Annotated in this window: 10 protein-coding genes; 6 read left to right on the forward strand and 4 right to left on the reverse strand. The window is 34.8% G+C overall.

The genetic code is table 11. The annotated features are described in order from the left end of the window. Window positions 1-470: 470 nt before the first annotated feature. Both QMO11_RS10630 and QMO11_RS10635 read right to left on the reverse strand, forming a co-directional pair. Entirely contained in the window at window positions 471-2,027 is a 1,557-nt protein-coding gene (locus tag QMO11_RS10630; protein ID WP_075601714.1) for a BCCT family transporter, read from the reverse strand. A gap of 450 nt (window positions 2,028-2,477) precedes the next feature. Continuing rightward, the gene (locus tag QMO11_RS10635; protein ID WP_282037226.1) at window positions 2,478-3,452 is read right to left on the reverse strand and encodes a hypothetical protein; all 975 of its coding nucleotides are present in this window, start codon (window positions 3,450-3,452) and stop codon (window positions 2,478-2,480) included. 208 nt (window positions 3,453-3,660) lie between these two features. Here QMO11_RS10635 and QMO11_RS10640 point away from each other — a divergent pair, with 208 nt between their 5' ends. From QMO11_RS10640 to QMO11_RS10650, 3 genes are all read left to right on the forward strand, one after another. After that, a complete protein-coding gene (locus QMO11_RS10640) occupies window positions 3,661-5,388 on the forward strand; it encodes an alanine/glycine:cation symporter family protein (RefSeq protein ID WP_282037227.1) in 1,728 nt (575 codons plus the stop codon). Between the two features lie 103 nt (window positions 5,389-5,491). Beyond that, window positions 5,492-5,881 (forward strand): hypothetical protein, encoded by a 390-nt coding sequence (locus QMO11_RS10645; protein ID WP_282037229.1) that lies wholly within the window; start codon window positions 5,492-5,494, stop codon window positions 5,879-5,881. 152 nt (window positions 5,882-6,033) lie between these two features. Beyond that, window positions 6,034-6,483 (forward strand): hypothetical protein, encoded by a 450-nt coding sequence (locus QMO11_RS10650; RefSeq protein ID WP_282037231.1) that lies wholly within the window; start codon window positions 6,034-6,036, stop codon window positions 6,481-6,483. A 29-nt stretch (window positions 6,484-6,512) separates the two neighbouring features. On the opposite strand, the gene QMO11_RS10655 is transcribed toward QMO11_RS10650, so the two are convergent. Together QMO11_RS10655 and QMO11_RS10660 are read right to left on the reverse strand one after the other, a co-directional pair. Further along, complete coding sequence (locus QMO11_RS10655; protein ID WP_282037232.1) at window positions 6,513-8,429, reverse strand: beta-N-acetylhexosaminidase; 1,917 nt, start codon at window positions 8,427-8,429, stop codon at window positions 6,513-6,515. A 45-nt stretch (window positions 8,430-8,474) separates the two neighbouring features. Beyond that, window positions 8,475-10,670 (reverse strand): B12-binding domain-containing radical SAM protein, encoded by a 2,196-nt coding sequence (locus QMO11_RS10660; RefSeq protein WP_282037234.1) that lies wholly within the window; start codon window positions 10,668-10,670, stop codon window positions 8,475-8,477. 321 nt (window positions 10,671-10,991) lie between these two features. Between QMO11_RS10660 and QMO11_RS10665 the strand changes: the two genes are divergently transcribed. Genes QMO11_RS10665 through QMO11_RS10675 form a run of 3 tightly spaced genes read left to right on the forward strand, consistent with a single transcriptional unit; the run spans window position 10,992 to window position 16,610 of the window. Then, window positions 10,992-12,143: an efflux RND transporter periplasmic adaptor subunit gene (locus QMO11_RS10665; RefSeq protein ID WP_282037235.1), complete on the forward strand. Its 1,152-nt coding sequence runs from the start codon at window positions 10,992-10,994 to the stop codon at window positions 12,141-12,143. A 3-nt stretch (window positions 12,144-12,146) separates the two neighbouring features. Continuing rightward, window positions 12,147-15,257 (forward strand): efflux RND transporter permease subunit, encoded by a 3,111-nt coding sequence (locus tag QMO11_RS10670; protein ID WP_282037236.1) that lies wholly within the window; start codon window positions 12,147-12,149, stop codon window positions 15,255-15,257. Next, the gene (locus QMO11_RS10675) at window positions 15,258-16,610 is read left to right on the forward strand and encodes an efflux transporter outer membrane subunit (protein ID WP_282037238.1); all 1,353 of its coding nucleotides are present in this window, start codon (window positions 15,258-15,260) and stop codon (window positions 16,608-16,610) included. It begins immediately after the preceding gene. Window positions 16,611-16,831: the final 221 nt, after the last annotated feature.

Consider the following 16,831-nt stretch of genomic DNA (forward strand, 5'->3'; position numbering starts at 1 on the left):
ATGTTGAAGTAGATGTGGTGTATAAAAAGAATAATATTGATGATACAAAAATTAAAAGGAAGTAGATTGAAGATATCTTAGCACAAAGCTATTTTTTTAGTTCGCCAAAGCTAAGTTTATTATTACTTGTGCTAACAACAATTTTGTTTCAATTAACTTTAATTTTGTTGTTGCTAACAACAATTCTACTCTGTTTAAGTACAATATTGTTTTAACTAAAAACAATTTTACTCTGATTAACATTAATGTTGTGCCCATTAACTCCAATGTTGCTTTAATTAACAACACTTTTGCTCAATATAAGTACCTTGTCGTATGGGTTAAGTAGTTTGATATAGTAGCTAAGGCTAATGTAAATGAAAAACCACAACATTTATTGTGGTTTAAAGTAATGTTATAATAAAGTTATATGAATTTTATATTGGCAACCTTCATCAAAAACGCACTTTATACAAAATAGCTTGTAACCATTACTTTTTAATATATTCGTTCAGAGCTTTGTATAAGCTGGCACACATTATAATTAATATAATAGCAAAAGGCAGACCTGTTAACATCATCGCCGTTTGTAGTGCCACAAGTCCACCGCCAATTAATAAAGTAGAAGCTACCAAACCCTCAATGCTTGCCCAAAATACTTTCTGTTTTTTAGAAGAATCATGTCTGCCACCGCTTGTTAAGATATCTACAACATACGATCCTGAATCGGATGAGGTAATAAAGAACGATGCAATAAGTATAACGGTAACAAATGAGGCTACCGACGATAAAGGATATTGTTCAAATAAGTAAAAAATAGCAGTTGATATGTTGTCTTTAACTGCTGCAGTAATATTATGATTTCCTAATAGCTCTTGAAATAGTGCACTACCGCCAAAAACAGAGAACCATAAAAATGTAAACACCACAGGTACTGACATAACACCAAGTAAAAATTGTTGTATGGTTCTACCCTTCGAAATGCGAGCAATAAAAATGCCTACAAAAGGGCACCAAGTAATCCACCATGCCCAAAAAAATACATTCCAATCATTAATCCACGTGTTTACTGAATTAACATCGGCATGGTATGTATTGGTCCAAAAACTTAGTTTTATAAAGTTGGTGATATAGTGTCCTGTATTTTCAACAAACCCATTTAGTAAAAAAATGGTAGGGCCAACGGCAAGCATAAAAACAAGTAAAGTAACAGCTAAACGCATGTTCCACACACTTAAAAACCGTACCCCTTTCGCTAAGCCAAGTGCCAAAGATAATGTGGCAAAAAAAGTGATGATTATGATAATAGCTATTTGTACAAACGATGAATTAGGAATATCGAATAGATAACTCAAGCCTGAATTGATTTGTTGGGCTCCTAATCCTAAAGATGTGGCCAATCCGAATATGGTAGCCATTACAGCAATGGAATCAACAATGTCGCCAAGAGGGCCATATATTTTATCGCCAATTATAGGATAAAAAACCGAACGTATAGTTAGTGGTAATTTTAGATTAAAAGTGAAAAAAGCCATTGAAACCCCAACTATGCCATATAATGCCCAAGCGTGTATTCCCCAATGCACAAAACTTATACTGATAGCCATTTTTGCCGACTGTTCAAAGGTTTCACTATTGCCAACCATTGGGTTACTAGCAAAATGCAGAATTGGTTCAGCTACACCATAAAAGAGTAATCCAATTCCCATACCTGCGCTAAATAACATAGCCAACCACGATAAAGTTGAGAACTCAGGTTTAGCATTTTTACCGCCAATTCTAACGTGTCTGAATCGGCCCGAGAATAAGTAAATGGCAAATGCGAGTATTACATTTACAAACAAAATAAAAAACCATCCGGTCTGGTTTGCTATGTTGGTTTGTGCTTTATCAAACCAATCTTTAATGGGGGTGCCAACAGCTATTGTGGTAATCACCAATCCTAACACAACAATTAAAGATGTTATGGTAACAGGACCATTGGTTTTGATACCCCATAATGTTTTTTCGTCGCTTCTTAGTTTTTTTCTTTTGTTGTCTTTGCTCAAACCAAATTGTATTCGTTAATAAATGGGCTACAATAAATAGCCATTGCTGTATAGATAATTGGTTAATGTATAAGAAAAGTAAAAAGGCATTCGACAAACAATGTATTATCGAACAAAAAACAGAGGGGATCACTAATATACTGGGCAGTTAAATATCTCTATTCAATGATTTCCTTAATGAAACTCTTTTTCACATTTGTGATAAGCTAGAATTTGGCGCAAAGGTACTGTAAATAAAAGGTATTCACAATTATTCTTTAATCGGTTTTTATTAAGTGCTAGCTAAAGCCTTGGCTTGTTATGAAATCATTTTATTGTAGTTTGAGCTAAGTAAACAAGTATTACATATGTTTAGTATTGGTATTGAACAGGTACTCCATTTCCCTTTTATATTTATAGAGGAATATTTTATAGTTATGGATGAGAGTTGCAAATTCTATCAAACCTGTACTAAAGAGGTTTACTCTCTTGATACCATTTGTGTTCATTGGCATATTTAATGGTATCTCTTATCCAACTATTGTTTTCATAGTATTTTCTATAATCTGCTAGTAGTTGTTGATAATTGTTGTAGTCTGTGCTAGAGTTATCTTTATTCCAAGTTTGCCACGATCGACTTAAATATACTTGCGCTAATTCATATTTATCCCATGGAGTAGCTCTGTGTCCCGATTTTAACGCTTTAATCAGTGATGCATATTGATTGGGTTTTAAGCGGCTCATTAGTTCGGGCTGTATTAATAATTTAATGGCTTTTTCTTTATTGGTATTTGATTCTTTATCATCTAACTGAATCAACATCGAAAAATATTCTATTGCTAAAGCCTTATCTTCATTCTGTCTATACTTAATAACATTAGAAGTATTACTGGGCGAATACGCCATTCCAAGTGTCCATAATTCAGGTGCGCTGAGGGCTTTTCTTTTAGGAAGAAAACTTAATGCCTTAGTTTTAATTTCAGCGTTACTAACATAACCAAAGGTAATGGTTTTCTGAGCAGTTTTCTTAACGGCAATATGCTTGTTATCAGATAAAGCTTCTAGTTTTAGTTCACAATTCTTGAGGCAGCTATCTGGCAAAGCTTCGCTTAAGGTATGGGTGGTATTGTTGTATGAAAGTTTTATTGCTTCTGGATTTCCATTTTTATTAAGTGAATAGTAATGGTTGGTTGCGATAGCACTAATCTGATCTTCTATATTTTCATCAGAAGCATCAATGTTATGGCGTACTATTTCTATTCCTAATGACAATACTGTCATTAACACAGCAAAAGCCATTGATACATAAATAGATTTTAAAAACGTAGGACGTGGATTATCTTTCTTCTGTTCTGCTTTTAATAGTTCATAAACTTTAATGATGCAAAATATACTTACGCCCATTGCACCAGCGGCTGCAAGTTTGGTTATTAAGTTAATATCCATGTTTGTGTAATAAGATGATAAATTAGGGTAATTTGTTCGCAAAATAGTTATTATATGTTTAATAGCTGTTTTGTAATAGAATAAAGAGTGATATTTTGTGATAAAACAGGGAGATAATCTGATAAATTGTTTAAAAATGCGCCTAAAAACTTTCTTTTAGTATCAACACCCTTATATTTGTAGCTCATCTCCAAAAATAAAGTGTTTTATGCAAGAGTTAAATGAATTTCTTTTACTCATCGATTCTTATATAGGTAGTCATAATTGGTTTGTATACCTTTTATTAGGTACAGGATTATTTTTTACCATGTATTTAGGATTTCCGCAATTCAGGTATTTAAAGTATGCGTTTCAAATAGTTAAAGGTAAATTTGATAAAGAAGATGATGAGGGAGATACATCACATTTCGAAGCTTTAACTACTGCCTTGTCAGGTACAGTGGGTACCGGAAATATAGCAGGTGTTGCATATGCAGTTTATTTAGGCGGACCCGCAGCATTATTTTGGATGTTGCTTACAGCTGTTATTGGTATGACAACCAAATTTGTTGAAGTAACCCTATCTCATAAGTATAGAGAAAAGGCCGAGGATGGCACCATATCAGGCGGCCCCATGTATTACATGAAAAGCCGATTGAATTTTACCACTAGCTCAGGCAAAGTTATTAAAACAGGTACGCTTATGGCAGTTATTTTTGCTGTAGCTACTGTGTTTTCGTCTTTCGGAACAGGAAGTTTGCCTCAAATAAATAGTATATCAAATTCATTAAATAGTACATTTAATATACCTCATATTGCCACAGGGATAGTATTATCGATATTATTGGCAGTAGTTATAATTGGAGGAATTAAAAGAATTGCTAACGTTACTTCTAAGTTAGTTCCAGCAATGGCAGCCATTTATTTTATAGGAGCATTCGCCGTTATAATCTATAATTATCAGAATATTTGGCCATCATTGGTTTCTGTTTTCGCAGATATATTTACAGGCTCGGCAGCAACGGGAGGTTTTTTAGGTGCTACCATTTCATTCGCATTCAATAGAGGTGTAAACAGAGGCCTATTTTCTAATGAAGCCGGACAAGGTTCTGCACCAATAGCACACTCCGCAGCACGTGCTCACGAACCTGTTTCTGAAGGATTAGTAGCATTATTAGAGCCATTTATTGATACTATTGTAATTTGTTCCTTAACCGGATTGACCTTATTATCTTCTGGAGTGTGGAATCAAAAGCATCAGAATGTATTTCAAAAGTCGGATATTGAAATTATAGATGGTGTTTATTCTGATGTTAGCGATGCAGATAAACAAACTCTCGGTAATCATGTAATGGGGGAGGCATCTTTACCATTATTTACAGGTTCTCTTGATGTGGTTGAGGGAGAAATAAAAAATGATGTATCAATTATACACTCTCGTTCTTTGGCAGAATCGGTCCATATTTTTAAGGGAAAAGAATTATTTAACGGTGAGCTGCAAGTAGAAGAAGGAATCTTAATAAAATCTAAAGGAATCACATTAAAGGGAAAATCATTAATGCATAGTGCGCCACTAACTGCATTGGCCTTTACCAAAAGTTGGTTTGGTAGTTGGGGCCAATATATTGTGGCCATTGGCTTATTACTTTTTGCTTTCTCAACAGCAATATCGTGGTCGTATTATGGTAGTAGGGCTATAATATTCTTATTCGGCGTAAAAGGTGTGAAGTATTACAGATTGGTTTATGTATTGGGCTTTTTCTTTGCATCGTTTATTGATACCACAATTATTTGGACAATGTCGGGTATAACAGTTGCTTTAATGACTATACCTAACCTTATTGGCTTATTATTCTTACACAAAGAGATGAAGACAGAAGTGAGTAGTTTTTGGCAAGAGTTCGGAAAGCGATTCCCAAACGATAAGTTGCCATTGTTTGAAAAGAAAAATGAGTAAATTTAGTGTACATAATAATGTCATTAATCAACAATTTATTTGCTTGTGTGTAAGTCCAATCGTTTAAATATAACATCATGTTATTTGAATCGTATCTGTATTCATGAAAATTAAATACAGTTACGCATACTCTTTTGATAAGAGGGATAACATATTATCAGTTCGATTATACAATACCTTACACTTAAAAAATGCTATTGCAATATTGCGTGAATTATTATTATACATTCGTAGGTATCCAACATGTGGTATTTTAATGGACTGTAGAAAGGTAGATTATGCAGATAATATTTCAGCAGTAAATACCTTTTCAACTTTTTTAAATGAATATTACACAGGTATAAGTAATCATAAAATTATATTTATATCGGGTAGTCCTAAACAAGTTGTTTTCGCAACTTTATTTAAGCACATATTAGGTGTAAAGGGAGAAAATATGCAAATATGCTCAACTGAGGAATATGCAAAATCATATTTAAGTTTAAATCAATAATTCTACTTTTTGCCTGTATAATTTCGGTATGTCATTATAATGTTCTAACTTATTGGTAATTAGTTTTAAAATAGATGCAAAATTATTAAATATATTTACTAATAGAAGAGAGCTACTAAAATATATAACGAACCCACTTAAACCCATTTCACATGAATCCAGCATATAACTTCAAGGTTACTTTCTTGAGTAAAGAAAAATTGACAATAGTAAAAGTAGAAGGGAAAATTACATTAAAAGATGTGATTAGTACTATTGATTCAATTCAATTACATCCTAATTATAAATCAGATTATTCCTTTTTAGTTGATGTTAGGTCAGCTGAATTTTTTAATGAAATTAATATTGTAAAAGCATATTATGTATATGTGAATAGGAAATATCCACATATCTTGGAGGAGGAAACAGTTTGGCTTGCATCAAAGGCAAATCAGGTGGTTATGGTAACTTTGTTTAAACTATTACTTGGGAAATTACAACGCAATTCATCGGTTGTATCTACAGTTGATTATGCATTATCAAAATTCAAGCCTTCGAATAAAGTATACATAAAACAGATACTTGAAAGTTTTCATAATCAAGATGAGCCTGAATATTATTAACACGTAACTCATCTTGATTTCATATTAGTTTATTTCTTGTTTAAAGCTTCTTGGTAGTATTCTTTTAAGTCATTCAAATTACCAAGTGATTCCTGCGAACCTCCATCTCGGTTTCTAAGAAGCCAAAGCTTTTGATGATTTTCAATAATAATATTAATATCATTAATTAATTCTTCAAGTTCTGCTCTTGATATGTTTTCAGTAGATTTCTTAGGGGCGGCTAATCTTGCCTTTCCTAGCATAATACCATGTTTAGCCATGTCAGCTGCATGTTTCAGCTCATCTATTACAGTTAAAGAATCTGCACTAGGTGAAGCATCATTAAGAATTGTTAGGGCATCATCAATTTCTTTATTTGCCTTATCTAAGTTTTTAGCTTTTAAATGTTTTGTTTGATATTGACCATTCATGGTCCAAGCATATCTGCGCAGCATTAAATGAAAAGCATTGGCATTGCCCGAAGGTATCTCAGCTTTTAAATAAGCATTACCAAGTTTTAAAACAGCTTTAGCAGTGTTTCCTGTTTTATCCTTAAAAACGTAGGTGTTTAATTGATTTTCAAGATTTAGTTTTGGATCTACATCTGAATTCCAACTATAAGCAGCACCTGTCATTATGCTTGGGTAAACAACAGAAAGAGGTTGCCAATGGCCATAATCGCCCCAAGTAGTATTTAAATAACCCTTAGCACCATTTGCTTTACCATAAAAAGCTGCTCGTCGCTGATTTTCAAAGGCATTTTTATTTCTACCGATTAGGGAGCGCCAAGTTGAAGTTCCCGGACAAACGTAAAAATCTAAACCTGCATCTTTAAATTTTGGTAAGTTTGTTTCAAAAGGATATTCAGCTTCGTATCCCCAAATTACTGCAGTCATATTAGTGGGGATATCTTTAATTAATTCAGGATGATTTAAAACAATATCACCCCAAAATTGAGACTCTACACCATTTTTATTTGCGGCGTTATTTAATTTTATAAGATACTCAAGATAGATTGTTCCTTTGCCTTTTTCTTTACAAATCTCCTTTGTTTCTCCACAACCTAATTCAACTGTTTCATCGCATCCTATATTTAAATATTTACTGCTAAAGTTTGGCAATAGTTCAGCATAAAGCTCTTCCATTAGCTCTAAAGATTTAGGATCAACGGGATTAAGACTTGTTCTTTTGCGCATTCCCCAAATGGTTTTACAGTCTTCAGGGCACTCTGCTAAATGCAAGTATTCATCATGTCGTAACCAATTTTCCATATGGCCAAAGGAGTTTTGATTAGGAACCAAATCAATATGTTTACTTTTACAGTATAGGTCTATTATTTGAATTTCTTCGGGTGTTATAGGACTGCATCCTTCCCAAACCATTTTGTGGTTTTTATAAGCAAATGTATGTTCTGTATATAACTGAAATTCGTTAATTTTTAATGAGGCTAACAAATCAATTAATTTAAAAATTGATTCCATCGTAGGAACCTTATTTCTACTTATATCTAACATGTAGCCCCTACGTTCAAAATCTGGCGCATCGCTAATATGCAGTGCTGGTATGTTTTGCTGAGTCGTTTCGCTATAGCTGATGAGTTGCTGCAGAGTTTGTTTACCGTAGTATAAACCAGCTAAGTTTTTTGCTTTAATACTAATGCTGGCAGAATCAATATCAAGTGTGTAAGCATCGTTAGTATTTATTGAATCATCTAATAAAAATGAGATGCTGTGTTGTGCATACGGGCTTGTGAAATGCGTTATTTGACCCACATAATCAAAAGCACAAAGTGATTTCAAGAATTGGTACAATTCTTCAGTGGGCAGTTGTGTATTTAATTGTTGGTTCAGTTGTCCATTTTTAATTTCAAGTGTTTTTGGTTGAGGAATTAAAAAAGCTTCTATATTTTGGCTTTTGATTAAACTGGTGCAGCAAATAAGTAAAGCTATAGCTATGTATTGTTTCATTTGGTTTTAAATATTTATCGATTAAAAATGATTGAAAAGTGTTTGTTAAATAATAAGCAAACCAGCCTCTCTTAATTTTTCGAAAGCCTCACTTTCCCAAAATAGGTCAAAGTCGCCAATTTCTTTATTAATATATGAATCTTCAAATTCCCCAAAGGTAATTTTTTTTCCAAGCAATAATTCGTCAATGAGTTGTATAATCCATTGGCCTAATTTCTCATTTACGCTAAATATAAGAGTTTCTTTTTTTGTGAAAATACTTAGTTTTAGCAGTGTTATGCTCTTTCCTTTTTTATTCTTCTTACTATATCTATTAGCAGTACATTTACCACCAAGCCATATTATTTTTTTATTAGGACTAAGTTCCTCGCCTTCGTAATTTTCTATGGATGAGTAAATATAGTCTTTACTTATACTTGCGTTAGGAACCTTAAAATCGAACCATTCTTGCAAAGGGAGATCAAAGCCTACATCATGCATATAATTAAATAAAGATTTTTTTAACCCTTCACTAAACATTTTATGTTTTGCTCCTTCTGGGTCAGTGTGATAAAGGTCGTTATTTGCAAAAGAGTTCGTTTCTTCTTGATCAATACTTACCATGAAACGATCAGGATTTTTACCCACAGGACTGTGACATGTCATGGCAAATTGATGCCAAAATCCGGATTGTACAATATTAGCCTCAAAGCATTGACGTACAATTTCTAATGAGTCAATCGTTTCTTGCTCGGTTTGCGTTGGAAATCCATACATCAGGTAGGTGTGAACCATAATTCCGGATAGCGTAAAATTATTACATACCACAGCAACTTTACTTACACTTACCCCTTTGTTAATAAGTGATAGAATTCTATCGGAAGCAACCTCCATTCCTCCTGATACCGCTATGCATCCCGATGCCTTTAATAATTTGCAAACATCCTCTGTGAAAGAAGCCTCAAATCTTACATTTGTCCACCAAGTAACTGATAATTTACGTTTAATAATTTCCTGAGCCAAGGCAATCATAAGTGCAGGGGGTGCAGCTTCATCGGTAAAATGAAACCCTGTTTCACCGGTTTGCTTAATCATTTCCTCCATTCTATCGCATAATATTTTTGCTGTAGATGGTTCAAAGCGTTTGATGTAATCTAAAGTTGTATCACAAAAAGTACACCTCCCCCAATAGCAACCATGCGCCATCGTTAGTTTGTTCCACCTTCCATCGCTCCACAAACTATGCATTGGATTTGTAATCTCAATTACTGACAAGTAATCTTTTATAGATAAGCCTTCATAACAAGGAGTTATGGCTTCTCGCTGCGAAATATCTTTAGTATCTGAAGCATCAATATATTCTATCGATTCACCTTTTAATATCAAAGTTCTTTTTAATTGATCAATAGGCCTATTCCCCTCGATGTGTTCAATCAAATTGATTAGTGGAGCTTCTCCATCATCCAAAGTTATAAAATCGATAAACTCAAATAAGCGTATATCTTGTATTTGCCTAAGTTCTGTATTGGGGTAACCTCCACCGATACTAATTTTAATTTCGGGATAATGTGTCTTTATAAATTGACTACACTTTAGTGCAGAAAACAGGTTACCAGGGAAGGGAATGGAAAAGCCTATAAGTTGGGGCTTTTCGTGCTCTATTATGGTTTGAAGTATCTCTAACTGTAAACTAATGATTGGAGAGTTGTCACTTATCAATTCGTCATATATAGGATCGAACGATGCTGCAGCAGAACTTATTCTTTCTGCATATCTGCTAAAACCAAAATGTGGATCAATAGCTTCAATTATAAAATCAGATAAATCTTCAAGAAAGAGTGTGGATAAGTGCTTGGCTTTATCAATTATTCCCATGGCTCCAAATGCCCATTCAATATCTTCTTGCGTATTAAATCTACTCGCTTCGGGTAAAAAATTACGACTACATATAGTATGGGCTAAGGTGTTATTTTTACCTTGTAAGAATTGGATTACCGCATCAATACAGCCAATGTAGTCATCTTGTAGTGCTATTATTCTATTTGTGTTAGCGGTATAGGATTGCTCCTTATTTGAGGCAATATTAAAAAGAGACTCTAATTTTTCGGTAGAAAATATTTGCAGAATAAGGTCTATTCCTAAATCTACCTGAGAACAATGTTTGCCAATTTTGTTAAGGTAACCTTTTAAGTATGTTGTTGCAGGATAGGGGGTATTCAGTTGTGTAAAAGGTGGAGTGATTAATAAAGTTTTTGCCTGCATTATCTATGGTTTTTTATAAATTACAAAAGTATGAAATTGTAACGAGTTTATTAAGGCTTAATAATCTGAATTACTTTTATTATCCGAGCCAATTAATAATATCAATACGAAGCGATGATTGATTTATATGTTAAATGTAGATTAAGAATTGTAATACTTATTTATTAGCTTTGGGGTTTAATTGCTTAATGTCAATAATATAATAATATAGGATTTCTTATTAACAGAATGCTTATTTGAAATACTCAATAAAAGGAATGATATTTGAGTAATTACTATTACGCTACAGAAACATTTTATTCACTACTATACTAAGGTTTTATGCTTATAAAACACACAATTAGCAAGGCAGGGGTAATATTTACCTTATTATTACTAATTATTTCCTGTAAAGAATTGCCTGAGAAAGCACCAGTTGTGCGTATTGATTCACCCGAAGTTCGGAATGTTGAACTTTATGGAGAGTACGTTGGAAGGGTGCGCGCATTTAAACATGTTGAGGTTAGAGCCCGAGTTGAGGGTTTCTTGGAAAAAAGGTTGTTCGAAGAGGGAGGACGAGTAGAGGAAGGAGAGCTTCTATTTGAAATTGATCCTACCATGTATAGAGCAAAGCTCAATGAGGCAAAAGCAAAATTAAAGCAAGCACATGCAGCTAGGGCTAAGTCAGAAAGGGATGTACAGCGATTAAAACCATTGTACGAGAAAAATGCAGCCAGTCAGCTCGATCTTGATAACGCGGTATCCTCTTTAGAATCAGAAGAAGCCAATATTGCCATTAGTGAAGCCAATGTTGCTCAGGCTGAGCTTCAATTGAGTTTTACCGCAGTGCGTTCTCCTTTAACCGGAAGAGTAGGAGAGCGGAAGGCTGATATTGGAGCTTTAGTAGGAGGTTCTGGTATTTCCTTATTAACAACAGTTTTTCAGACGGATACAGTTGCTGTTTTGTTTAGTTTAACTGCTTTAGATTACCTGCGAAGTAAAGAACGTAATGTAAATTTATCACAATTGGATACCACTAAAAAGTGGAAACCTACCATAGAAGTAACATTGGCTGATAATACGGTTTATCCGATTAAGGGTATTGTAGACTTTACAAATCCTGAAGTAGATACTAAAACGGGTACTTTTATTGTGAGGGCAGAACTTCCGAACGAAGGAAGAGTACTTTTGCCAGGGCAGTTTACCAAGGTAAAACTGTTGATTGATGTACTAGAAAAATCGGTTGTTATCCCACGTAAATCTTTAATTATTGAAGATGGAGGGGCGTTTGTTTACGTAATGAGAAATGATAGTGTTGCTGAAAAACGATTTGTAGAAACAGGTGCCGAACTGCAGAATGAGATAGTGATCAACAGAGGTTTATCGTCTTACGACAATATTGTGGTGGAAGGACAGCACAAGTTAAATCCAGGGATAAAGATGTTGCCAATTGCAGAATCAGATACTATTTACCAATTTAAAAAGGAGGAATAACATATGAAGCCTGGATTTTTTATAGATAGACCAGTCTTCTCGATGGTAATTTCCATTCTGATAGTATTGGTAGGAGTAATTGCAATTTCAGTATTGCCCGTTGATCAATACCCTCAAATAACACCACCCCTTGTAAAAGTAAAAGCTAGTTATGCAGGTGCCAATTCCACAACAGTTTCTGAGGCAATCGCAACACCAATAGAACAAGAATTAAATGGTACACCAGGAATGTTGTATATGGAATCTAATAGTTCTAACTCGGGAAGTTTATCATTAGATATTACATTTGAGGTTGGTACTGATCCTGCAATTGCCGCGGTGGAAGTTCAAAATAGAGTAAAGTTGGCTGAATCTCGCCTACCTGCCGAAGTAGTTCAAAATGGTATTAGTGTAGAACGGCAAGCAGCAGGGCAATTATTAACGATAAGTATCACTTCGAATGATCCCAAGTTCGATGAAATATACCTGAGTAACTTCGCAACTTTAAACATATTAGATATTGTAAGGCGGGTTCCTGGGGTAGGACGAGTTTCCAATGTAGGAAGCCGTTATTATTCAATGCGTATTTGGGTGTACCCCGATAAATTAGCAAGTTATGGTCTAACCGTAAGTGACTTATCTTCTGCTATAAAGGATCAAAATAGAGAATCCGCTGCAGGGGAGTTGGGATTACAGCCGAATAATAGTATTGATATTTCAATGCCTATTTCTACCCATGGTCGATTAACAACTCCTGAGGAGTTCGAAAATATTGTACTACGAGCCAGTGAAGATGGAAGTATTGTTCGCTTGCGCGATGTAGCAACTATTAATTTAGAGGCATCTAGTTATAATCAAGAATCTGGTTTTAATAATGAGAATGCTGCAATCTTAGCTATTTATCTCCTACCAGGGGCTAATGCTCTAGAAGTTGCTGATAGAGTTAAAGCAGAGATGGAAGAAATAAGTAAAAACTTCCCTGAAGGTATCGAGTATGATGTGCCATATGATATGACAGATTATATTATTTCGTCAATTAAGGAAGTTTACATCACACTGTTAGAGGCTTTGTTTCTAGTTGTTTTGGTAGTTTTTCTATCCCTACAAAACTGGAGGGCTACTTTAATACCAATTATTGCTGTTCCCATATCCTTAATAGGAACTTTTGGGGTAATGCTTGCTCTTGGATTTTCTATTAACCTTTTAACCTTGCTGGGATTAATATTGGCTATTGGTATTGTGGTTGATGATGCCATTGTTGTTGTGGAGAATGTGGAACGTTTAATGTTAGAAAAGAAACTATCTGCACGAGAAGCTACGCATGAGGCGATGAAAGAACTATCTGGAGCTTTAATTGCAACATCTCTAGTGCTAGCGGCGGTATTTATACCAGTAAGTTTTTTAGGTGGTATTTCAGGCGAGTTATACAAACAATTTTCGGTTACTATAGTTGTCTCAGTTCTATTATCTACAGTTGTGGCCTTAACGTTGAGTCCGGCTTTATGTGCTATTATTTTAAAACCTGCTAGCGGACAAACCAATTGGCTATTTACAAAAATTAATAAGGTATTAGAAACTGGGAATAATAAATATTTAGGATATATATCGGCTTCAGTTGCTAAACCCAAGAGAATTTTTGTGGCTTTCGGATTGGTAATAGTATTTATTTTTGTCGCTATTCAATTGGTGCCAGAAAGCTTTATTCCTGAGGAAGATCAAGGGCAATTCACTGTTGAGATTGATTTACCTGAAGGTGCTGCTTTACAACGTACTGTTGAAGTTACAGAGAGAGCTGTTGCTTATATATTGAAGCATCCGGCAGTTAAGGCAGTTGAGAATATTACAGGAAATAGTCCTCGTTTGGGAACATCTCAAAGTAGAGCAAAATTAACCGTACTACTTAATGATTGGTCAGAACGCGAAGAGGATGAGCTGAAGTTGAATGCTGTTATTGATAATATTAGAGAGGAACTTTATCGTTATCCAGAGGCTCGTATTTTTATATCGAAGCCACCATTAATTCCAGGCCTAGGAACCTCTGGAGGTTTTGAGATGCAGTTGCAGGCAAGAGCAGGAGCAACATGGGAGAATTTGGTTGCTGCTAATGACACCTTGTTACATTACGCGAGTCATTCAAAAGAACTTCAGGGTGTTTCTTCTAACTTACAGGCAGACGTTCCTCAAGTTAATTTCGATGTCAACAGGGAAGCAGCATTATTTTTAGGGATTCCTCTTTCGGATATTTTTTCAACAATGAAAGCCTATCTAGGCTCTTTGTATGTTAACGATTTTAATATGTTTAATCGTATTTATAAAGTGAATCTTCAGGCTGATGAAAACTACAGACTTACCAAAGAAAACCTGAATATGTTTTTTGTTAAAACAAATAACGGTTCAATGGTACCGGTTACAGCTGTTGGAACACTCGGCTTTAGTGCCGGTCCAGGTAGTATAAAACGATTCAATATGTTCAGTACTGCTGTTATCAGAGGAGAATCAGGCAGTGGTTATAGTTCTGGTCAAGCGATGAATAAACTCGAAGAAATAGTACGAACAAAACTCCCTAGTAATATAGGTTATGAGTGGAGTGGAATTTCTTTTCAGGAGAAGCAAGCTGGTGGCCAAATTGGCATTATCATGTCATTGGTTCTTATTTTTGTATTTCTGTTTCTGGCAGCACAATACGAAAGTTGGTTGATTCCAATTTCAGTTATTCTATCCATTCCAATTGCAGTGCTAGGTGCATTCCTTGGTATTTGGGTGGTTGGTCTCGATAATGATATTTATTTCCAAATAGGTATGGTTACGCTAATTGGCCTGTCTGCAAAAAATGCCATATTGATCGTAGAAGTTGCTAAACAAGAAATGGAAAAAGGGGTAGAGTTGGTTGAGTCGGCCATAACAGCTGCTAAGTTACGATTTAGACCCATTGTAATGACTTCGCTTGCTTTTGTGTTAGGTATGTTGCCATTGGTATTTGCATCAGGCCCAGGTTCTGCAAGTAGGCACTCTATCGGAACAGGAGTGTTTTTCGGAATGTTAGCTTCCATCACCTTTGGTATTATATTAGTTCCTTTCTTTTTTGTAATGATTAATAAGGGAATCAGTCGTTTACGTAAGAATAAATCTAATTAGATGAAACTACTATATATTATATCATTCGCACTGTTTATTGTTACAGGATGTAAAGTTGGTAAAGAATACCAAGCACCAGAAATGGATATACCCGATGCGATAACAACAGTGCAAGCAAATGACTCCGCATCATTAGCAGATTTAGAATGGTATCTTTTATTTAAGGATACGATTCTTGTAAATATGATACATACTGCTCTGGAGAATAATCAGGATATGAAAATAGCTGCGGCTCGTATTCGTCAAACAATGGCTTTGAAACGGATTGCTGCAGCACCAATGTTTCCTGAAGTATCAGTGTTTGGAGAAAAGTACCAGGAAAATATTGATTATTCAGGGACTAGCGATATTAATCGTTTACGTGCAGAGTTGAGTTGGGAACTCGATTTATGGGGAAATATTCGCTGGGGAAAAGAGGCTGCTATGGCAGAATATCTTAAAACAACTGAAGCACAACGATCTGTTAAGATGTCTTTAATAGCTAATGTGGCGCAAACTTATTTCGAATTATTTGCTTCCAAGCGAGAGCTTCAAATAATTAAGGAAACAGGACGTGCGAGGCAAGAGGGGGTTGATTTAGCTAAACTCCGTTTTGAAGGAGGTTTAACTTCTGAAACATCTTTGCGTCAGGCTGAAGTTGAATATGCGAAAACAATGACACTTATTCCTAAAGTGGAAAGAACCATTGTATTAAAGCAAAATCAGCTTGCACTATTGTTGGGTAAGATGCCGACGGTATATGATATTGAAGTGGATATAACAGAAAATATTATACAAGATTCTATCCCCGTAGGGATGCCTTCTTATCTTCTAGAAAGAAGACCAGATGTAAGAATGGCGGAACAAACTTTAATTGCCGCTAATGCGGATGTTGGTGTTTCATTAACTAACTTATTTCCTAAAATTACTTTAACAGCGCAATACGGTATGCAGAGTAAGGATTTAAGTGATCTTTTGACCAACCCATACAGTTATTTTGCAGGAGATATTTTAGCGCCAATCTTTGCTGCTGGGGCTAATAAAGCAAGACTAAAGGCAAGCCGAGCTGCTTTTGAGCAACAATATTTTGAATATGAGAAAACCGTTTTGGGTGCTTTTCAGGAGACAAACAATTCAATAACTACATTTTATAAAGCTAAAGAAGTGCGAGCATTGATGAAAGAGCTTGAAAATTCTTCTCGTACTTATTTAGAGTTAGCAAATCTGCAATATATTAATGGAGTAATTAACTATTTAGATGTACTAGATGCACAACGTTTACTATTTGATGCAGAAGTTTCGTTGAACGATGCCTATTTAGATGAAATGACATCTTATATACTTCTGTACAAAGCATTAGGTGGAGGATGGTAAAAATTAGTCTATTCGGTAACTTTTTACCTTTAGCATCGTAATATCACAAAAAAGATATTACCCAATTCACACATTTTGAATATTAAAAGCCCCGTATCCCACTCCCACAGGTACGGGGCTTTTGACTTTTTAGTACTTCCTATTTAACGTGAATTCGACGTAAGAAAAGTTCTATTTTAAGAGAAAAGAAACAAAGCATTTGTTATATTTAAGTATCTAAC

The sequence above is a fragment of the Saccharicrinis aurantiacus genome, from assembly GCF_947489045.1.
In the GTDB taxonomy this organism is placed as follows: domain Bacteria; phylum Bacteroidota; class Bacteroidia; order Bacteroidales; family Marinilabiliaceae; genus Saccharicrinis; species Saccharicrinis aurantiacus.

Coding starts and splice junctions, on each gene's coding strand:
- QMO11_RS10635 (WP_282037226.1), bottom strand. CDS start 3,452: ATGGATATTAACTTAATAACCAAACTTGCAGCCGCTGGTGCAATGGGC.
- QMO11_RS10640 (WP_282037227.1), top strand. CDS start 3,661: ATGCAAGAGTTAAATGAATTTCTTTTACTCATCGATTCTTATATAGGT.
- QMO11_RS10645 (WP_282037229.1), top strand. CDS start 5,492: ATGAAAATTAAATACAGTTACGCATACTCTTTTGATAAGAGGGATAAC.
- QMO11_RS10650 (WP_282037231.1), top strand. CDS start 6,034: ATGAATCCAGCATATAACTTCAAGGTTACTTTCTTGAGTAAAGAAAAA.
- QMO11_RS10655 (WP_282037232.1), bottom strand. CDS start 8,429: ATGAAACAATACATAGCTATAGCTTTACTTATTTGCTGCACCAGTTTA.
- QMO11_RS10660 (WP_282037234.1), bottom strand. CDS start 10,670: ATGCAGGCAAAAACTTTATTAATCACTCCACCTTTTACACAACTGAAT.
- QMO11_RS10665 (WP_282037235.1), top strand. CDS start 10,992: ATGCTTATAAAACACACAATTAGCAAGGCAGGGGTAATATTTACCTTA.
- QMO11_RS10670 (WP_282037236.1), top strand. CDS start 12,147: ATGAAGCCTGGATTTTTTATAGATAGACCAGTCTTCTCGATGGTAATT.
- QMO11_RS10675 (WP_282037238.1), top strand. CDS start 15,258: ATGAAACTACTATATATTATATCATTCGCACTGTTTATTGTTACAGGA.